Origin of the sequence: Microcoleus sp. Pol12B4, assembly GCF_036701385.1 — a bacterium.
In the GTDB taxonomy this organism is placed as follows: Bacteria; Cyanobacteriota; Cyanobacteriia; order Cyanobacteriales; family Microcoleaceae; genus Microcoleus.
This window is the reverse complement of record NZ_JAUBQR010000108.1, coordinates 1-21,479: the sequence shown is the minus strand read 5'-3', so window position 1 is coordinate 21,479 and position 21,479 is coordinate 1. Positions and strand designations below refer to the sequence as shown.

7 protein-coding genes are annotated in these 21,479 nt (G+C 48.1%); all 7 read left to right on the top strand.

Annotated features, from left to right (window positions below):
- On the top strand, positions 1-7,458 hold a 7,458-nt coding region (locus QUA38_RS15985; RefSeq protein WP_333163322.1), incomplete at its 5' end, for an amino acid adenylation domain-containing protein.
- A gap of 101 nt (positions 7,459-7,559) precedes the next feature.
- Positions 7,560-12,215 carry an amino acid adenylation domain-containing protein gene (locus tag QUA38_RS15980; protein WP_445305063.1) on the top strand — a complete coding sequence of 1,552 codons (4,656 nt, stop codon included), beginning with the start codon at positions 7,560-7,562 and terminating at the stop codon, positions 12,213-12,215.
- 1 nt (position 12,216) lies between these two features.
- A complete protein-coding gene (locus QUA38_RS15975; protein WP_333163318.1) occupies positions 12,217-15,507 on the top strand; it encodes an amino acid adenylation domain-containing protein in 3,291 nt (1,096 codons plus the stop codon).
- 83 nt (positions 15,508-15,590) lie between these two features.
- Positions 15,591-17,279: a pyridoxal-dependent aspartate 1-decarboxylase PanP gene (panP, locus tag QUA38_RS15970; RefSeq protein ID WP_333163316.1), complete on the top strand. Its 1,689-nt coding sequence runs from the start codon at positions 15,591-15,593 to the stop codon at positions 17,277-17,279.
- Entirely contained in the window at positions 17,266-18,816 is a 1,551-nt protein-coding gene (locus QUA38_RS15965) for a condensation domain-containing protein (RefSeq protein ID WP_333163314.1), read from the top strand. The genes panP and QUA38_RS15965 overlap by 14 nt, the downstream gene beginning before the upstream one ends.
- 64 nt (positions 18,817-18,880) lie before the next feature.
- Positions 18,881-19,930, top strand: coding sequence for a TauD/TfdA family dioxygenase (locus QUA38_RS15960; protein WP_333163312.1), 1,050 nt, complete (start codon positions 18,881-18,883; stop codon positions 19,928-19,930).
- Between the two features lie 22 nt (positions 19,931-19,952).
- A partial coding sequence (locus tag QUA38_RS15955; protein ID WP_333163310.1) for a condensation domain-containing protein occupies positions 19,953-21,479 on the top strand: 1,527 nt, incomplete at its 3' end.

The window sequence follows — 21,479 nt, the reverse complement described above, 5'->3', positions numbered from 1 at the left end:
GGCGCGAGAACTTTAGTCGGCTGCGGTTTCCCTGAATTTGGCACTAAAGTTGCGATCGTCAATCCCGAATCTCTGACGCAGTGCCAGCTGCAGGAAGTCGGAGAAATTTGGGTAGCTGGCGAAACAGTTGCGCGAGGCTATTGGAATCGCCCAGAAGAGACAGAAAAAACCTTCCAAGCATATCTTTCAGATACCGGCGAAGGGCCATTTTTGCGAACTGGAGATTTAGGCTTTTTACGCGATCGAGAACTGTTTATTACAGGGCGACTCAAAGATTTGATTATCATCCGAGGTCGCAATCTTTACCCCCAAGATATAGAAAGAACAGCAGAGCGCAGCCATCCCAGTTTGCGGCAGGGGGCGATCGCGGCATTCTCGGTGGAAGTCGCAGGCGAAGAACAGCTCGTTATCGTGCAAGAATTACAATCTCGCAAAGCGCCGGATAATGCCGAGGAAATTATCAGCGCCATCCGATCCCGCATTGCTCAAGAATATGAAGTGCAAGTTTATGGAGTAGTGCTGATTAAGCCCGGAAGCATTCCGAAAACGACTAGCGGTAAAATTCAACGTCGCGCCGCCTATGCTGACTTTCTAGCTGACAATTTGGAAGTAGTAGCGAGTAGCGTTTTAGAGTTAGCTGATTCGGTAAAAATCGACGATCGACTCACGCGAGAAATTCTGCTGACAGCAGAGTTAGAAGAACGGCAGGCACAGTTAGAAACCTATTTGCGACAGCAGGTAGCGAGAGTGCTGAAAGTCAGCCTTTCCCAAATCCAATCGGCAGAAGCTTTTAGTAATTCGGGTTTCGATTCATTGGCGGTGTTTGAATTTAAAAATCAGATCGAAACAAATCTAAAAATAGCTTTATCAATAGAAGACTTATTCCAGGAATTAAGCTTTACTCAACTGGCAGGAAAAATTTTAGAAAAATTGGCAGAAGCGCCGAAAATGGCGTATATTCAAACCGTTTCTCGCCTACAAAACATCCCCCTGTCTTTTGCCCAAGAGCGCTTGTGGTTCTTCGACCAATTGGAACCGGGAAACCCCTTCTACAATCTCTGCGGTGCGGTTCGGATGACGGGGAAACTTAATGCAGAAGCACTCAGGCAAAGTATTGAGAAAATTATCGAGCGGCACGAGATTTTAAGAACTGCGTTTGCTGGTGGGGAAAAAGAACAGATACAAGTTATTTTTGAGGCGAAAAGTTTCCGATTACCGCTGATAGATTTGAGCCATTGCCCCCCTGGGGAACGCGAGAAAAAAGCGCAAAAACTGTCTGCGGAAGAAGCCGATTTGCCCTTTGATTTAACTAAACCAAATCTGCTGCGTGCAAAACTTCTGCGCCTATCTGAAACAGAACATACTCTGCTTTTGTCCGCCCACCATATCATTTTCGATGGGTGGTCTTTGGGCGTATTTTTACGGGAACTAGCGGCATTGTATGAAGGATTTTCTAATAAAAATTTAGCCTCGCTTCCACCGCTGCCAATTCAGTATGCAGACTTTGCAACTTGGCAGCGCCAACAAATGCAGGGAGAAATATTAGAAACTCAACTTACTTACTGGAAGCAGCAGTTAAGTGGCAGCGCAGCGGTTCTAAATTTACCAACAGACTTTTCTCGTCCCGCTGTTCAAAGTTACAAGGGAGGTCGGCAATTATTTGAATTGCCAGAACACTTAACCGAGGCAATTAGGCAATTGAGTCGTCGCGAAAAAACCACTGTATTTATGACTTTGCTGGCAGCATTCAATACGCTGCTTTACCGCTACACCGGGCAAGAAGATATCCTCCTCGGTTCACCAATTGCCAGCCGCAACAGCAGCGAAACCGAATCATTAATTGGATTTTTTGTCAATACTTTAGTTTTGCGATCTGACTTAACCGGAAATCCCACTTTTCGAGAGTTGCTGGCTCGCATTCGGGAGGTAACTTTAGGCGCTTATGCACACCAAGAATTGCCATTTGAAAAGCTCGTAGAAGAATTGCAGCCGAATCGAGATTTAAGCCATTCGCCTTTATTTCAGGTGATGTTTGCCTTTCAAAATGCCTCCGAATTCGCCTTAGAATTACCAGGTTTAAGCCTGAACTGCCAACAGATTCACAGCGGGACAGCAAATTTCGATTTAACCTTGGAATTAGAAGCCACAACAACAGGTATTAGAGGGTGGTTTGAATACAGCGTAGACTTATTTGAACCGACCACAATTGCGCGAATGGCGAGGTATTTTCAGAACTTATTAGAAGGCATAGTTGCGAATCCCTCCGCGCGTGTATCAGATTTACCGCTGCTTGCAGAAACCGAGCGCCAGCAACTTTTAGTTGAGTGGAACAATACTCGAATAAATTATTTTCAAAATGCGTGCATTCACCGCTTATTTGAAGCGCAGGCTGCGAAAACCCCTGAGGCTGTTGCGGTGCAATTTGAATGCCAAAGTTTGACCTACCGAGAACTGAACGATCGCGCGAATCAACTTGCCCATTATTTGCACTCCTTCGGCGTAAAACCAGATGCGATAGTCGGAGTGTATATGGGGCGATCGCTCGATGCGATAGTCGGAATTTTAGGCGTATTAAAAGCAGGTGGCGCTTATTTACCCCTCGATCCGAACTATGCTAAAGAACGCCTCACCTTCATGTTAGAAGACGCTGGAGTTAGGGTATTGCTAACGCAAGCAGAATTAAAAGCAGAAACCCCAGCCCAAAATAATATTTCTGTGATTTGCTTGGATGCAGACTGGCAGACGATCGCTCATGAAAATCAGTCAAATCCTGATAGCGCCGTTGGGCCAGAAAACCTCGCTTATATCATCTATACATCCGGGTCTACCGGCAAGCCAAAGGGAGTGATGGTGCAGCATCAATCTTTGGCGAATTATACGCAGGCTGCAAGTGTCGAATATGGCATTAAAGCAGGCGATCGCGTTCTTCAATTCGCTTCCCTCAGCTTCGACGCCAGCGCTGAAGAAATCTATCCCTGTTTAACGCGAGGTGCCACTTTGGTACTGCGCGGAAACTCCATGTTAGATAGCATTTCTTCCTTCCTGCAAAAATGCCGGGAATGGCAAATCACCGTCTTAGATTTGCCGACAGCTTACTGGCGCGAATTAACTGCCAGACTCAGCGCCGAAAAAGCAGAATTTCCCCCGTCAGTGCGCTTGACAATTATTGGCGGAGAAACCGCACTTTCAGCATCCCTGAATCAGTGGCAAAAGTGCGTTTCAGAAAAAGTACGACTTGTCAATACTTACGGCCCCACAGAAACAACCATTGTCGCCACGTGGTGCGACTCTCTCCCCTCTTCCTCCTCCTCTTCTCTCCCCTCTGCGCCCTCTGCGCCCTCTGCGGTTAAAAACTCCGCAAAAACCTTGCCGATTGGTCGTCCAATTCCAAATGCCCGCACCTATGTACTTGATGCTAATTTGCAACCCGTTCCGATCGGAGTTCCCGGCGAACTTTATATAGGAGGTGCGGGGGTTGCCAGAGGATATATCAACCGTTCGGATCTGAATCGAGAAAAATTTATTCCCGATCTTTTTAGCAAAGTCCAAAGCGATCACCTTTACAAAACAGGCGATTTAGTCCGCTATCTCCCCGACGGGAATTTAGAATTTCTCGATCGCATCGATCGCCAAGTGAAAATTCGCGGTTTCCGCATTGAGTTAGGAGAAATCGAATCCGCACTCAGCCAACATCCAGACGTGCAAGAAGCAGTCATTCTCGCGCGCGAGGAAGATTCAGGCGGCAAGCGCTTAATCGCTTACCTCGTTTTAAACTCAGCACTCAGCATTGGGAACTCTGCACTGATTAAAAATCTGCGTTCTTTTCTCCGGGAACAACTGCCAGATTATATGGTGCCTGCCAGTTTCATGTTTTTAGAAGCGATGCCATTAACGCCAAACGGCAAGGTAGATTTCAAAGCTTTTCCGGCGCTGGAAACCAACAGTTCAGAGGCAGATTTTATCGCTCCTGAGACTTTAGAAGAACAAGTATTAGCTGATATTTGGGCTGAGGTTCTGGGTTTAAAACAGGTGGGAATCAATGACAATTTCTTTGAGTTGGGAGGTCACTCTTTGCTGGCAACTCAACTGATTGCCAAGGTGCGCGATCGCTTTCAAGTCGAGCTATCGCTGCGCTGTCTGTTTCAATCCCCCACAGTCGCCAGTCTGACACTGGCGATCGCACAAGCTAAGAGCCAGCAGTCGCGCGAACCCCTGATTTCACTGCCCGCGATCGCCCCCGATCCTCAAAATCGCTACAAGCCATTTCCGCTCAATGAAATGCAGCAGGCGTACTGGATCGGGAGAAATAGCTTCTTTGAAATGGGGAATGTTGCCATTCACGGCTATGTAGAAATTGAGAGCGACGAGTTAGATTTAGAGCGGTTTAGCCTCGCGTGGCAGCGAGTTGTAGAGCGTCACGATATGCTGCGGGCGATCGTACTGCCGAACGGACAGCAACAAATTCTGGAAAACGTGCCCGCTTATAAAATTGAGGTTTTGGATTTGCGATCGCTCGCTCCAGAGGTTGCCGGCGAACAACTCGAAGCAATCCGCGATCGCCTTTCTCACCAAGTGCTGCCGCTCGATCGCTGGCCGCTGTTCGAGATTTGCGCTTCCAAAATTAAGGGGCGCCGCACCCGGCTCCACATCAGCATTGACGCCTTGTGCATAGACGGCTGGAGTTTTCAAATCTTGTTTGGCGATTTGGTAAAGTTTTACCGCGAACCCAATATTGCGATCTCGCCCTTGCAACTGTCTTTCCGCGACTGCGTGTTAGCTGCGATCGCCTTAGAAAACTCTCCACTTTTCCAGCAATCCTTAGATTACTGGCTCCATCGCCTCAAAACCCTGCCACCAGCGCCGGAATTGCCCCTCGCCAAACACCCGAATTCCTTAACGCAGCCGCGATTTAAACGCTGGAGCGATCGCTTAGACTTGGAAACCTGGCAGCGCCTCAAAACGCGCACAGCTCGCGCCAGCCTCACTCCTACGGGTTTATTGCTCGCTGCGTATGCCGAGGTTCTCGGACTGTGGAGCAAAACGCCTCGGTTTACCCTCAACGTGCCGCGCTTCAATCGCCTTCCCCTGCACCCTCAAGTTGAGGAGATTATTGGAGAATTTGCCTCGTTTACTTTGCTAGAAGTAGATAACTCGAAGCGAGAGTGTTTTGAAGTACGGGCTAAGCGATTGCAAGAACAGCTTTGGCAAGATTTAGAGCACCAGTACGTCAGCGGCGTGCGCGTTTTGCGAGAACTCGCCCAAGCGCAAGGCACCACCTCCGCGCTGATGCCGGTCGTGTTTACGATCGATCCGCAAAACGCGCCTGGTGAAGATTCCTCTATCTTCTCTCTCATTCAAGAATTGGGAGAACTGGTTCACATCATCGGTCAAACGCCGCAAGTTTGGATAGACGCGCAATTTACCGAAACCGCCCAGGGGCTGTCTTTTAGCTGGGATGCGGTGGAAGAACTCTTCCCCCAAGGGCTAATCGACGATATGTTTGACGCCTATTGCCGCCTGTTGCAGCGCCTCGCAAGCTCGGAGGAAGCTTGGCAGGGAACGGCGCAGTTGCAGCAGCAAGCTGTCGCTAACGGCATCGAAGCACCCATTCCCGATGCACTGCTGCACGAGCTATTTGCTCAGCAAGTAGCCTCGCGATCGCAGCAATCCGCCGTGATTACTTCAACGCGCACCCTCACTTATGAGGAACTATACCGGAGATCGAATCAAGTCGCTCACCGATTGCGGAAGCTGGGAGCTCGCCCTAACCAGTTGGTTGCCGTGGTTATGGAAAAAGGATGGGAGCAAATCGTCGCTGTGCTGGGCATTCTCGCATCCGGGGCAGCTTATTTGCCCGTAGATGCGGCGCTACCAAAAGAGCGGCTGTGGTATTTGCTGGAAAATGGCGAAGTTGAGATTGTTTTGACGCAATCTCAGTTAAATCAGCGATGGGAATGGCCGGAAAATGTGCGGCGAATTTGTCTCGATACTGAGGAATTGGTGGCCGAAAGCAGCGAAGCTTTGGAGTCGGTGCAGCAACCGGAAGATTTAGCTTATGTGATTTATACTTCCGGCTCAACTGGCTTGCCGAAAGGCGTGGCGATCGCGCACCGAGGTGCAGTCAATGCGATCGCTCAGACCAATCAAGTGTTTAATGTGGCCGAGTGCGATCGCGCGATCGCAGTCACCGCACTGCACCACGATATGTCGGTTTACGATATCTTCGGCATCCTAGCAGCCGGGGGAGCGATCGTCATTCCCGATGCCGCACAACGGCTAGACCCCGCTCACTGGACTCAATTGATGGTAAAAGAGCGCGTCACCATTTGGAACTCGGTTCCGCCGATGATGGAAATGCTGCTCGATTGCGCTGCCGGACGTTCTGAGGTGTTGCCCGATTGCTTGCGCTGGGCGTTTCTCGGCGGAGATTGGATTCCAGTAACGCTGCCTCAGAGGTTAAGGGCGATCGTCAAAGGATGCCGCGTTGTCAGTGTCGGCGGGCCAACCGAAACTACCCTTTGGAATATTTGGTATCCGGTAGAAACTGTTGACCCTTCTTGGAAGAGCATTCCCTACGGATCGCCGATCGCTAACACCCGCTATTACATTTTGAATGAAAGGCTCGAAGACTGCCCCGTCTGGGTTGCCGGCGAGATGTGCTGTGCCGGAGTTGGACTGACAAAAGGATACTGGCGGAATGAAGAAAAAACTCGCGCCAGCTTCCTCACGCACCCCGTCACGGGCGATCGCTTGTACCGAACGGGAGATTTAGGGCGCTTCCTCCCGGACGGCAACATCGAATTTTTAGGGCGAGAAGATTTCCGCCTTAAAATTCGAGGATTCCGCATCGAAGCCGGAGAAATTGAAGCTGCTTTGAACGAGCACCCAGCAGTCAAAGCATCCATTGTCACCGCATTCGGAGAAAATCACAGTCAAAAGCGCTTAGTAGCATATATCGTTCCCCAACAAAAGGCTGTTATTGCGGTTGAAGAATTGCGCCAATTTCTGAGTGAAAAACTGCCCGATTATATGGTGCCACCTATATTTATAATTCTGGAGGCGCTGCCGCTTTCGGCGAACGGCAAAGTTAACCGCAAGGCACTGCCCGAACCGGATGCCGCAATTCCAGAAGCAAAGATTTTTGTCGCGCCACGCACCCCTATTGAGGCAATGTTAGCGAGAATTTGCTGTGAGGTTCTCGGCATCGAACAGTTAAGCATTGCCGATAACTTTTTTGAACTAGGAGGAAATTCGCTCCTGGCAATTCAATTAGCAGCAAAGGTACGAGAATCTTGTCAGATAGAATTGCCTTTGTGCGATATTTTTGCAGGACGATCGCTCGCCGTACTTGCAGAAAAGATTAATGATGCCAAAAACAAAAATGCGGCCGTTGAAGAACCCGCGATCGCGCCCGTTTCGCGATCGGCGTACCGCATGAAACTGTCATCTTTGCGCTAACCACAAATCAGTGATGAGTCATGGGATTGCAGCCCATAACTCATAACCAATCCCTAAATATCGGCTGCAACCCCAATTACCAATTATCAGTTACTAATCCAATGACGGTGCATTTTTCCGAAAAACCTCTAACAGATACTCACGACTCAGCAAATACTGCAGAAGAAGAAGTATTTGCATTTCCCACGTCTTTTGCCCAGCAAAGACTGTGGTTTATTGATCAATTTGAACCGGGAAACCCTTTTTACAACCTTCCGGCGGCTGTGTTACTGGAAGGCAGGCTAAATGTAGGAGTGCTAGAGCTAAGTTTCAAGGAAATTGTGCGCCGTCACGAAGCTTTGCGGACGACATTTGCCACTGTAGATGGTCAACCCGTGCAGGTGGTTGGTGAGAATTTTAATTTCGGGCTGCAAGTTTTAGACCTGCAACAATTGGCGGAAACTGAGCGAGAAGAAAAAGTAAAACAACTGGCTGCAGAAGAAGCTAGCAAACCTTTTGATTTAACCAAAGGGCCGCTGTTGCGAGCTAGTTTGCTACAGTTAGATGCTGAGGAATCTGTCTTGCTGCTGACGCTACACCACATTATTTTTGATGGCTGGTCAATCGGAGTCTTTCTGCAAGAATTAGCAGCACTTTACGAAGCGTTTGCGATTGGCAAACCATCCCCACTTCCCGAACTTTCCATACAGTACGCCGATTTTGCTATTTGGCAGCGGGAATGGCTTGCGGGCGATCGCTTGCAAACTCAACTTAACTACTGGAAAAAGCAGCTCAGTGGCGCTCCCCCCTTGCTGGAATTGCCAGCCGATCGCCCCCGTCCCCCGGTGCAAACCTATCGGGGCGCGAAAGAATCATTCCTCATCCCCAGAACGCTAAGGTCAGCCCTCAAAAAGCTCAGCCGCCAGGAAAATGCCACCCTGTTTATGACACTGCTAGCAGCCTTTAAAACGTTGCTCTATCGCTATACAGGACAGGCAGATATCCCCGTTGGCTCTCCCATCGCCAACCGCAACCGGGCGGAAATTCAAGGGCTAATCGGGTTTTTTGTCAATAGTTTAGTATTGCGAACTGATTTGTCAGGTACTCCCACTTTTCGGCAGTTGCTCGCTCGCATTCGGGAGGTGAGTTTAGAAGCTTACGCTCACCAGGATTTGCCGTTTGAGAAACTGGTTGAAGAGTTGCAACCCGATAGAAATTTGAGCTACAATCCACTGTTCCAAGTTGCTTTTGTTTTGCAAACTCCACCTGTTGCTGCGGAATCAATAGCCGGACTCAATCTCACTCTTTTAGATGTTGAGAATCAGACAGCAAAAGTTGACTTAACGCTGTATTTAGAAGAAAAGCAGGAAGAAATTAGCGGTCAGTTTGAATACAGTACGGATTTATTTGATGCGGTCACTATTAGGCGGATGGCGGGGCATTTTCTCACCTTGCTGCAGGGCATAGCTGCCAACCCAGAGCGGCGGATTGAAGAGTTGCCGTTGCTGGGCGAAAAAGAGCGGCATCAGTTGTTGGTAGAGTGGAATGACACCCGCGCCGATTATCCGAGCGATCGCTGCATTCATAAATTATTTGAAGCGCAGGTAGCTCGAAATCCCGATGCCATTGCAGTCGTATTTGAAGACCAAAAACTCACCTACGGCGAACTGAATAAACGAGCGAATCAAGTCGCGCACTACCTGCAAAAACTCGGTGTAAAACCAGAAGTTTTGGTGGGGATTTGTGTCGAGCGATCGCTTGAGATGGCGATCGGCATTCTCGGTATTCTCAAAGCAGGCGGCGCTTACGTTCCGCTCGATCCAGGCTATCCACCAGAGCGATTGGTTTTCATGTTAAAAGACGCTCAAACGCCTGTGCTGCTGACACAAAAGCATCTGGTAGAAAAGCTGCCCGAAGTGGGCACGAGCGCGATTTGTCTGGATGCCGATTGGCAAGCTATCGCTCGACAAAAGGAAGAAAATATCACCGTCGCAGTTACTGCTGAAAACCTAGCTTACGTCATCTATACGTCAGGCTCGACTGGAAAGCCAAAGGGAGCTGCTAATACTCACAAAGGCATTTGCAATCGCTTGTTGTGGATGCAGGATGCCTACGAATTAACTGCAAGCGATCGTGTTTTGCAGAAAACACCGTTTAGCTTCGACGTATCAGTATGGGAATTATTCTGGCCGTTGCTGACAGGAGCGCGTCTAATCATAGCTCGACCAGAAGGCCATCGCGATGGTTTTTATTTAGTGGAACTCATTCCTGGGCAGCAAATTACCACACTCCATTTCGTTCCCTCAATGCTGCAACTGTTCCTCGAAGAACCTGGACTCGATTTTTGTCACTGCCTCAAGCGTGTCATCACCAGTGGCGAAGCGCTATCCTTTGAACTTCAGGAGCGCTTTTTTAACCGTTTGAATGCTGAATTGCACAATCTTTATGGCCCCACTGAAGCGGCTGTAGACGTAAGTTTTTGGGCTTGTACGCGCCAGCGCTATCCTGGAATTGTCCCCATCGGTCGCCCCATAGCCAACACGCAGCTTTACATCTTAGATCGCTATTTGCAACCTTTGCCAATTGGAGTGCCAGGGGAACTGCATATCGGTGGCGCAGGATTGGCCAGAGGCTATCTGAATCGCCCCGAATTAACGGCCCAGAAATTTATTCCAAATCCTTTTAGCAACTCACCCGACGCGCGCCTTTACAAAACTGGCGACAGGGCGCGTTATTTGCCAGATGGAAATATCGAATATCTGGGGCGAATTGATAGCCAAGTGAAAATGCGGGGCTATCGCATCGAATTGGGAGAAATTGAGGAAACCCTGAGACAGCACTGCGCCGTGCGGGATGCTGCTGCGATCGCCCGCGATGACGGTTCGGGCAACAAGCGTTTAGTCGCTTATTTAGTGCTTAACCAAGACAAACTTCCCAGCATCAGCAACCTGCGCGGCTACCTGCAACAAAAGCTGCCCGAATACATGGTGCCTGCTGCCTTCGTGATGCTGGAATCGCTGCCTCTAACTCCCAACGGCAAAGTCGATCGCAAGGCGCTTCCCGCACCGGATCGCGATCGCCCTGAACTCGAAGAGGCATTAGCCGCGCCAAGCACGGCTATTGAGAAAATCCTGGCAGAAATTTGGGCGCAAGTATTGGGGTTAGAACAAGTGGGAATTGACGACAATTTCTTTGAATTGGGCGGCGATTCTATCCTCAGCATTCAAGTCATTTCTAAAGCCAATCAAGCCGGGTTGCGGCTCACTCCAAAACAACTGTTTCAACACCAAACCATTGCACAGTTAGCAGCCGTCACCGATATAGCTGGGACCCAACAATCGGAACAGGGATTAATCATTGGCGAAGTTCCTCTGACACCGATTCAGCACTGGTTTTTCGAGCAAAATCTCTCCGATCCACACCACTGGAATCAGGCGGTGCTTTTAGAGTTGCAGCAACCTCTCGAACCTGCATTAATTGAGTCAGTTTTGCAAGAATTGCTGAAGCACCACGACGCACTGCGTCTGCGTTTTGCACGAGGAGAGTCTGGCTGGCAGCAGTATCTCGCCAATCCCGACGAAGTTGCTCCATTTACCTGCATTGATTTGTCGTCGCTACTTCCAAAGGAGCGAGAAGCCGCTTTCCAAACCGCCGCCACTCAGTTGCAAGGCAGTTTGAATTTGTCAGAGGGGCCATTACTTCGCGCTGCCCTATTTGACTTGGGCAAACATCAGCCAAATCGCTTGTTATTGGTTATTCATCACTTAGCAGTTGATGGGGTTTCGTGGCGAATTTTAATTGAAGATTTCCAGACAGCTTATGAGCAAATTAGCCGCGACGAAACAGTCGCGCTACCGCCCAAAACAACCTCATTTAAGCAGTGGGCAGAACGCTTGCATGATTGGGTGCGATCACCCGAATTGCAGGGAGAGTTCGATTACTGGTTCGCCCTTTCTCACCAACCAACTTCTCGCTTGCCGGTGGATTTCCCAAACGCAGCCAATTTAGTTGCATCTGAAAAGACAGTATCCGTTGCTTTGAGTGTTGAAGAAACAAAACTGCTCCTGCAAGAAGTACCTGCCGCTTATCGCACTCAAATTAATGATGTATTGCTAACTGCTTTAGGTCAGGCATTTGAACGCTGGACAGGCAATAACTCACTTTTACTGGACTTAGAAGGTCACGGGCGCGAAGATCTATTTGAAGGAGTAGATTTGTCGCGCACAATCGGCTGGTTCACAGCAGTTTTCCCCGTCCTGTTAAATTTAGAAAAACCTTCCGATCTAGGGGCTGCCATCAAATCAGTGAAAGAGCAGTTACGCGCCGTGCCAAATCGCGGTGTTGGCTGCGGTGTCCAACGATATTTAAAGCCAGAAATTGCTAAAAACTTGCACAAATTGCCGCAAGCTGAGGTAAGCTTTAACTATCTCGGACAGTTTGACCAAGTGCTGCCGAAATCTTCTTTATTCATGCTGTCCTCCAAGCCTAGTGGCCCCATTCGCAGCCCGCGCGGAAATCGGCGTTACCTGCTGGAAATTAACGGATTTATTGCCAGCAGCAAGCTGCAATTAGATTGGACGTACAGCGAAAACATTCACCGACGAGAAAGCATTGAAAATTTGGCAACGGGCTTTATAGAATCGCTGCGCTCGCTAATTCAATACTGTCAGTCCCCCGACGCAGGCGGCTGCACTCCTTCTGACTTTGCAGAGTTTAAGTGGAGCCAGTGGAGCCAGGACGATTTAGACAACATTACCGCAATTTTGGGAGAGCTTTAATATGATCAAAGGCAATATCGAAGATTTTTATCCCCTCTCCCCAGCGCAGCAGGGCATTCTCTTTCATTCCCTTTACCAGCCAGCAGAATCGGGCGTATATTTCGGGCAACTGCTGTGCGTCTTGCGCGGTGATCTCAATGTTTCTGCGTTTAGAAAGAGTTGGCAAAAAGTTGTAGACAGGCATCCCATTTTGCGGACTTGTTTCGTGTGGAAAAAATTGAAAGAACCCGTGCAAGCGGTGCGTAAGCAGGCTGTATTATCTTGGCAGCAGATGGACTGGCGATCGCTCTCGGCCTCCGCACAACAACAGCAGCTAGAAACGTTCCTAAAAGCCGATCGAGAGCAGGGCTTTGACTTGACATCAGCTCCCTTAATTCGCATTGCACTGGCGCAGTTAGAAACAGATACTTTTCAGTTTATTTTGAGCCACCACCACTTAGTTTTAGATGGGTGGTCGCTGGCGATCGTTCTTGAGGAAGTTTTTGCATTTTATCAAGCATTCTCCCAGGGCGAGGAATTGCACCTCCAACGCCCTCGCCCTTATCGGGATTACATCGCGTGGCTGCACCAGCAAGATTTATCTGCGGCTGAGTCATTTTGGCGGCAAACTCTCAAAGGTTTTGCAGCTCCAACTGCGATCGCCCGGGGCAATATTGTCGCGGGAAACCGTTTAGAAAGTAGTGGCGAACAGCAGGTGATATTTTCTGCAACATCCACCGCCGCACTGCAATCTGCCGCGCGGCAGCATCAGCTAACATTAAATACCCTCGTACAGGCAGCTTGGGCGCTACTTTTGAGCCGATACAGCGGCGAGGAAGATGTGGTTTTTGGTACGGTTGTATCCGGGCGACCGCCAGAGTTAATGGGTGCTGAATCGGTAGTGGGGCTGTTCGTAAATCCTCTGCCAGTGCGCGTAAAAATTGACCCACAGGATTTTATTTTATCCTGCTTGAAAGAACTCCAAACGCAACAAGTGGAGGCGCGGCAGTATGAGTACAGCCCCCTCGTTGAGGTGCAGGGGTGGAGCGAAGTTCCTCGGAGTTTGCCTCTATTTGAGAGTTTGGTCGTTTTTGAAAATTATCCTTCGGATGCTTCTTTGCAGGAGAAGATTCAAAACTTAAAAGTAGAGAATATTCGCTCGAGGGAAACAACGAATTATCCTCTAACGGTGATGGCGATGCCGGGTGCGGAATTGACGCTGAAAATTATTTTCGATCGTAGCTGCTTTGAGGACAGTGCGATCGCACGGATGCTCGGACACCTGCAAAATTTACTGGAGGGAATGACTGCCAATCCTGAGCGGAAACTGTCAGAATTGCCCCTATTGAGCGCCGCCGAAGGCCAGCAATTGCTTGTCCAGTGGAACGACACCCAAGCGGATTACCCCAAAAATGCCTCAATTCACGAATTATTTGCAGCGCAAACAGAGCGAACCCCAGATGCAGTGGCTGCAATTTGCGAAAATGAACGATTGACTTACCGCGAATTGAATGCCAAAGCCAACCAAATCGCGCATTACCTGCAATCTTTAGGTGTAAAACCCGAAGTTTTGGTGGGAATTTGCTTAGAGCGATCGCTGTCGATGCTGGTGGCGATTTTGGGCATTTTAAAAGTCGGTGCCGCTTACGTTCCTCTCGATCCTGCTTATCCCCAAGAACGCCGCTCCTTCATGCTGGCCGACGCAAAAGTTCCGGTGCTTTTGACTCAAAAAAACCTCCTAGAAACCCTCCCCGAACACAGCGCTAAAGTCGTCTGTATCGACGCCGAATGGCAGGAAATTTGCCGCGAGAGCGATCGCAACCCCGCTGTTAAAGTGGAAGCTGAAAACCTCGCTTACGTCCTCTACACTTCCGGCTCGATAGGCACTCCCAAAGGCGTACTCGGCACCCACCGAGGCACAGTCAATCGCTGTTTTTGGAACCCCTACCCTTTTATTGAAGAAGATATTTGCTGTCAAAAAACGTCCTTAAATTTTGTCGATTCGGTTTGGGAAATCTTTGCTCCTTTGCTGCATGGGTTGCCCACTGTAATTATTCCCGATCGATCCGTCAAAGATATTAACCAATTCCTTCAAACCTTATCAAAGCAAAATGTAACCCGACTGGTGCTGGTTCCTTCTTTGTTGCGCGCTATCTTAGATTCCTTCCCTGATTTAGACAGGCGTTTGCCTCAATTAAAGTATTGGATTTGCAGCGGAGAAACTCTGCCGGTGGAACTTTGCCAGCAATTTCGAGAGCAGATGCCCCAGCGGGTATTAATCAATCTTTATGGCTCTTCGGAAGTAGCTGCGGACGTGACGTGGTACGATGCAACTCACTGTGTCGAAAAAGTTCCTATCGGTCGCCCGATCGCCAACACGCAAATTTATCTGCTCGATCGCAATTTTCAACCCGTTCCGATAGGAATTCCCGGCGAGATTTACGTCGGGGGCGATGGATTGGCAAAGGGCTACTTAAACCGCCCCGACTTAACCTCGGAAAAATTCATTTCTAACCCGTTTGGACCAGAAAAATTTGATTTTGTCGGTAATTCTCATCAAAAAGTTTTGTTCAAAACAGGCGATATCGGTTGTTACCTGCCGGATGGTAATATAGAATTTCTGGGCCGTGGCGATTCCCAAGTAAAAATTCGCGGTTTCCGCATCGAGCTAGGAGAAATAGAGGCAGCACTTTCTCAACATTCTTCTGTGTCTACCGCTGCTGTTTTGCTTCAGGAAAACGCACCGGGCAGTCAACGCCTAGTCGCTTACCTAGTTCCTAACTCAGAGTTCACAAATCAGCACCCAGAACTTATTTCCGAACTGCGTTCATTCTTGAAGCACAAACTGCCCGATTACATGGTGCCTTCAGCTTTTGTGCTATTAGATGCGCTGCCATTAACGCCCAACGGAAAAATTGACCGCCTCGCCTTATCTCAAAGGTGCGATTACGTTTCTGATGAAACAGCCTTCACTGAGCCACAAACGCCCACAGAGGAAAAAATGGCTGAGATTTGGACAGCTCTTTTAGGGCTAGAAAAAGTAGGAACTAACCAAAACTTTTTTGACCTCGGCGGTCACTCTCTGATGGCAACACAGTTAATATCGCGAGTGCGATCGTCCTTTGGGGTAGAGTTACCGCTGTGCGATTTTTTTGCCGCTCCCACCATTCAGAATTTAGCTGAACTGGTCGAGGAAGAAATTCTGGCAAACGCCGATGCTAACCAGATAGATAAATTGCTCGATCTCTTAGAAAAGAGTGATGGAGAGTCAGCACAAACTGTGATGGTGGCTGAGCAAAAATCGCGTTTGTAAAAAAGCCTAAAAAGCCCTATCCCCTTCATGCTTCGCTAGGGGATAGGAGATAAAAAAAGCCCATTTAACAGGATTGATTCGGGATGAGTAAACTAACAGTAAAAGCCAAAGACTCTCAAGATGTAATGCAGCCCTTAAAAGCCTCTGTTACCCCACTTGAAGAAAAGTTAATGGAGCTATTCAGTGCCTCAGAAAAGTCATTTTTGGCAGAAGAAGCAATGGAGGAGCGAATTTCTGCCCTAGTTCAAGACTTTTTGTACGCAAAAACCGCTAGTACAGATATTGACTTAGAGTTAATTATTCAGCAGTTTAGCGAAAACAAAATTCCCGCCCTTCCTACAGATGTTGGGAATTATATCGATGATTTGGCCCAAACCCTCGTTGCCCATTCCATTCACACCTCTTCTCCGCGATATATCGGTCACATGACGAGCGCGCTTCCCTATTTTGTGCGCCCGATCGCGAAGTTGTTAATCGCGATGAATCAAAATTTAGTCAAGATGGAAACTGCCAAAGTTTTAAGCCCCTGCGAGCGCCAGACTTTGGCAATGATGCACCGATTAATTTACGATTTTTCTGAGGATTTTTATAACCAGCACATTCAAAAAAATGATAGCACGCTCGGCATCATGGTAACGGGCGGCACCCTGGCTAATATTACAGCCATGTGGTGCGCTCGCAACGCTTCTTTAGGGCCAAAAAATAACTTTAGTGGCATTGAAAAAGAAGGGTTGTACGCAGCTTTAGAGTTTTACGGCTACAAGGGAATGGTGATAATTGGCTCGAGTTTGATGCACTATTCTTTTGAAAAGGCGGCCGGTTTATTAGGCATTGGCGATCGCAATCTCCTAAAAGTCCCCACCGATTCCAATCACCGCATGGATTTGGCAGCGCTGCGCCAAACTGTAGCCGAATGTCGCGATCGCAATCTGCACATTCTGGCAATTATCGGTGTTGCAGGCAGCACCGATTCGGGAAGTATCGATCCGCTTCCAGAAATAGCGGCGATCGCGCAAGAAGCAAACGCTCACTTTCACGTCGATGCCGCTTGGGGCGGCCCCGTGCTTTTTTCCGAACGTCACCGGCACAAATTCGCAGGCATTGAACTAGCAGATTCCGTCACCATAGATGGACACAAACAAATGTATTTGCCAATGGGAATCGGTATGGTTTTATTCCGCAATCCCCAAAGCGCCAAAGTTATAGAAAAACACGCGCCCTACACGGTGCGAAAAGACTCCATCGATCTAGGCAAGCGCTCTCTCGAAGGCTCTCGACCAGGTGCGAGTTTGTTCTTGCAAGCAGCGTTGAATATCATCGGCCATCAAGGCTATGAGTTTTTGATAGATTCAGGCATCTATAAAACGCAGCACTTGGCTAATTTAATTCGGGAAAATCCAGCATTTGAATTGCTGCTAGAACCAGAAATTAATATTCTTTTATACCGCTACATTCCAGAAACATTCAGGGAACAAGCAGCCAAAAAACAACTAGCCGAAGCAGACAACCACTTCATTAATCAATTTAACGAGCACCTTCAGGAAGTCCAGCGGCGAGCTGGTCAAACCTTCGTATCGCGAACAACCGTGCAAAACACCTGTTATGGCAAAACCATTCCCATTGTTGCTTTTCGAGTCGTCCTTGCCAACCCCCTCACCACTGAAGCAGATATCAACGTTGTTTTAAACGACCAGCTAAACATAGCAGCCAAGCTTTCCTTAACTATCACAAACAGCGACCACTGCGAAGAGGTGAATTATGATGTCTACTAATCGTTCAGAACGACTGAAAAACCTCTCGCCCCAGAAGCGAGCGCTCCTCCTCAAAGCATTGGGCAAAGAGGCAGTACAGGCTGAGCAATCTAAGCGTATTCCCAGGCGATCGCAGCAAAATTCGGCTCCCCTTTCTTTTGCCCAGCAACGGCTGTGGTTTCTCGATCGATTGTCTCCCGAAAACCCTGCCTACAACCTTCCTGCTGCTGTGCGTTTGCAAGGGCAATTGAATTTGTCGGCACTGCAACAAACACTCAATGAAATTGTCCGGCGTCACGAAGTTTTACGAACTGCTATTGCAGAAGTGGACGGGCAACCTGTTCAACTGATTTCTCCTTCTTTGGATTTCGCTTTGTCGGTGGTAAACTTGCAACATTTACCAGAAACTGAGCAGCAAGCTGAAATTGAGCAGCGTACTCTTGAAGAAGCCCAACGCCCCTTTGACTTAACGCGATCGCCCTTACTGCGGGGCACTCTCCTGCAACTTAGTCCGGCAGAATATGTGTTGCTGCTGACGATACACCACATTATTTCTGATGGTTGGTCTATGGGGGTATTGGTGCGAGAAGTGGCCGCACTTTATGAAGCTTTTTCCACTGACAAACCCTCTCCGCTGCCTGAACTTCCCCTACAGTATGCCGACTTCGCCAGTTGGCAGCGGCAGCATTTCCAGGGAGAGAAATTAGAAAAACAGCTCGCTTATTGGAAACAGCAATTGGGAGGCACTTTAGCTGTGCTGTCAACAGATAAGCAGCGCTCTCCCGTGCAAACTTTCCGAGGGTCGCAGCAATCTTTTGTTATTTCTGCTTCTTTAACTGAAAGGCTGAAAGCGCTCGCTCAGCAACAAGATGTCACCCTATTTATGACCTTGTTGGCAGCATTTCAATCCTTGCTATACTGCCAAATAAAGCAGGATAACCTTGCTATTGGCTCTCCTATTGCCAACCGCAACCTCCTCGAATTAGAGGAAATAATTGGATTTTTTGTCAATACTTTAGTGCTGCGAATTGACACGGCAGGTAATCCAACTTTCCGCGAACTACTCGGTCGAACGCGCGAGGTAGCGTTAGCAGCTTACGCTCACCCCGATGTCCCTTTTGAAAAGCTCGTCGTGGAATTGCAGACAGAGCGAAATCTTAGCTATAACCCGCTGTTTCAAGTGTGGTTTGTACTCCAGAATGCACCCATGCCACCCCTGGAGTTAGCAGGTTTGACCTTGAGCATTCTGGAATTCGATGTCGGTATGTCGAGACACGACTTAAGCCTCACTCTCTGGGAGGCTTCAGAAGGAATCCAAGGCTTATTTGATTACAAAACCGACTTATTTGAGGCTGCGACTATTGCCCGAATCGTGAGAGGTTGGGAAACTCTTCTCAACCAAGTGGTTGCCCAGCCAGATATCAGGATCGACGACTTGGCAGAAATTATTGCCGAAGCAGAAAGGCAGCACAAAATCGAGCAGGAAAAACAAATTAATCTTTCGGGACTTCAAAAATTAAAAATGGCTAAACGCCAAGTTATGAAAAGTGTGAAGTGATGGATCTATATTTCATGTTTTCTTGAAAAAAAAGGATAAAATTTTCACCCAATTTGCCAAAATTATGACAAATACAGAAACAAAAAATCTCAATTCCCAAAAGTTAGGATCAGTTAGGCGAAAAGCCGTCAGCCTCTCCTCAGAGGAATTAGTCAAAACCGCCTACCTCCAGCCCGAAAACTTTCTACCTCTAGTTGTTCAGCCCACAGTAGAAAAATTAAATCTCGCGGGTTGGGCTGCGAACAATCGCTCATCAATTGAAACGCAGTTATGCAAGCACGGAGGAATACTTTTTCGAGGGTTTGAAGTCGGCGGGGTGAATGGTTTCGAGCAGTTTATTCAAAATCTTGCTGGCGACTTGTTGGAATATTCTTTTCGCTCAACTCCCCGTAGCCAAGTGAGCGGAAATATCTACACTTCCACCGAGTATCCTGCCGAGCAATTCATCCCACTGCACAATGAAATGGCTTATTCTCGAAATTGGCCGCTGAAAATCGCTTTTTTCTGCGTCAAGAAAGCCGAACAGGGAGGAGAAACTCCGATTGCTAACAGCCGCAAAGTGTTTGAAAGCCTGGATTCAAAGATTAGAGAAAAGTTTGCCCAAAAAAAGGTTATGTATGTGCGAAATTACGGCGGTGGCGTAGATTTACCCTGGCAAAATGTCTTCAATACTGATAGCAAAATTGAGGTAGAAGAGTATTGCCAAAAAGCGGGAATTGAGTTAGAATGGAAAAATGACGATCGCTTGAGAACTCGCCAAATATGTCAAGCTGTCGCTCAGCACCCAAAAACGCAGGAAATGGTGTGGTTTAATCAAGCTCACCTATTCCACATTTCCAATCTCGAACCCGTCGTTCGCAAAGAGCTTTTAACTTCTTTTAAGCAGGAAGATTTACCCCGCAATGCTTATTACGGCGATGGCTCGCCCATTGAAGATTTTATATTAGACGAAATTCGTCGCTGCTATCAGCAAGAAACAATTGTTTTCCTTTGGGAAGAAGGAGATGTCTTGCTGCTAGATAATATGCTAGCCGCGCACGGACGCACCCCATTTTCTGGTTCGCGTCGAGTTGTTGTCGGGATGGCAGAACCGTTTAGCTGTCAAGACATTTAGACCCATGAAAGGAACAGTAGATATGCAAAAGGAAACAATCGAAGGGTTTAGACTTTCTCCACAGCAACGGCACCTGTGGGAATTACAGCAAAATAAGCGCCAACAGACCTATCGCGTTCGAGGTGAAATTTTAATTACAGGAAACCTCGATCGAGAGATTCTTAAAAAGGCGCTGCAAACTGTCGTAAATCGGCACGAAATTCTGCGTACTAGCTTTCACTGCTTGCCTGGGATGACACTACCCCTGCAAGCGATCGCCTGCACTGGTGAAGTTCCTATCTCGGAATACAATCTGAGCGGTTTGTCTCCAGAAGAACAAGAAGCTAAAATCGCAGCGCTTTTTCAGCAACTAAGTCTGCTTCCTTTTGATTTTGAGCGCGGCTCACTTTGGCACATCTCTTTAGCCACTCTCGCCCAAGACAAGCACCTATTGCTGGCGAACTTCTCTGCCTTAATTGCAGATAGCGTCACCCTGAAAAATTTTACCCGCGAACTCAGTCTTTCCTACTCAGCCTTTGCGTGCCGTGAAGAACAAGCCGATGAGCCAATGCAATATGCCGATATTGCTGAGTGGCAAAATGAGTTACTCGAATCAGAAGAAACGGCAATCGGCCAAGAATACTGGCGAAAGCTGAACATTGAATCTGGGGATTTATTAACGCTTCCTTGGGAAAATAAGAATTCCGAAGCGGAATTTCAGCCGCTAGTAGAAAGGGTAGAAATTCGGGGTAATTTGTTGAACAGCTTGGAAGCGATCGCCCCAAAACACAAAAGCGATATTTCTGCCTTCCTGCTGACTTGCTGGCAAATTCTCATTTGGCGGCTTACCAGAGAGCCAAACCCGATAATGGGCGTAGCAATTGACGGCAGAAAATATGAAGAATTAGAACACTCTCTGGGGCTGCTGTGCAAATACTTACCCCTACAGTGCCCAGTGCAAGACGAGTTAACTTTCTCACAAGTGAGGCAGCAAGTTGAGCTTAATCTCAACGAGATGTACAACTGGCAAGAATATTTTAGCTGGGAAGAAAGCTTAGAAAACGAAAAAAGCAGCAGCTTTTGGCCCGTCTGCTTTGAGTTCCAAGCAGAGCCTAAGAACTATGATAATTCAGACGTTTCATTTTCCCTTGTTCGCCAAGATGCCTGCTTACAGCCATTCAAACTCAAGCTCTCCTGCCTCCGCCTGTGCAATTCCCTAAGCGCTGAATTTCACTACGATTCCGCTTTATTTGCTGCGGCAGATATAAAGCGCTTGTCAGAACACTTTCAGGCGATATTAGAAAGCACAGTCAAAAATCCAGAAGTCGCTATCAGTCAGGTAGACATACTGAGCGATCGCGATCGGCTGCAACTTCTCATTGACTTTAACCAAACTCAAAAAGATTATCCGAAAAATAAATGCGTTCATCAGCTTTTTGAAGAACAAGCAGAACGCAACCCAGACAACATTGCCGTCGTCTTTGAAAGTGAACAAATCACCTACCGAGAACTCAACGATCGCGCCAATCAACTCGCCCATCACCTGCAAAACTTGGGAGTTGAACCAGAG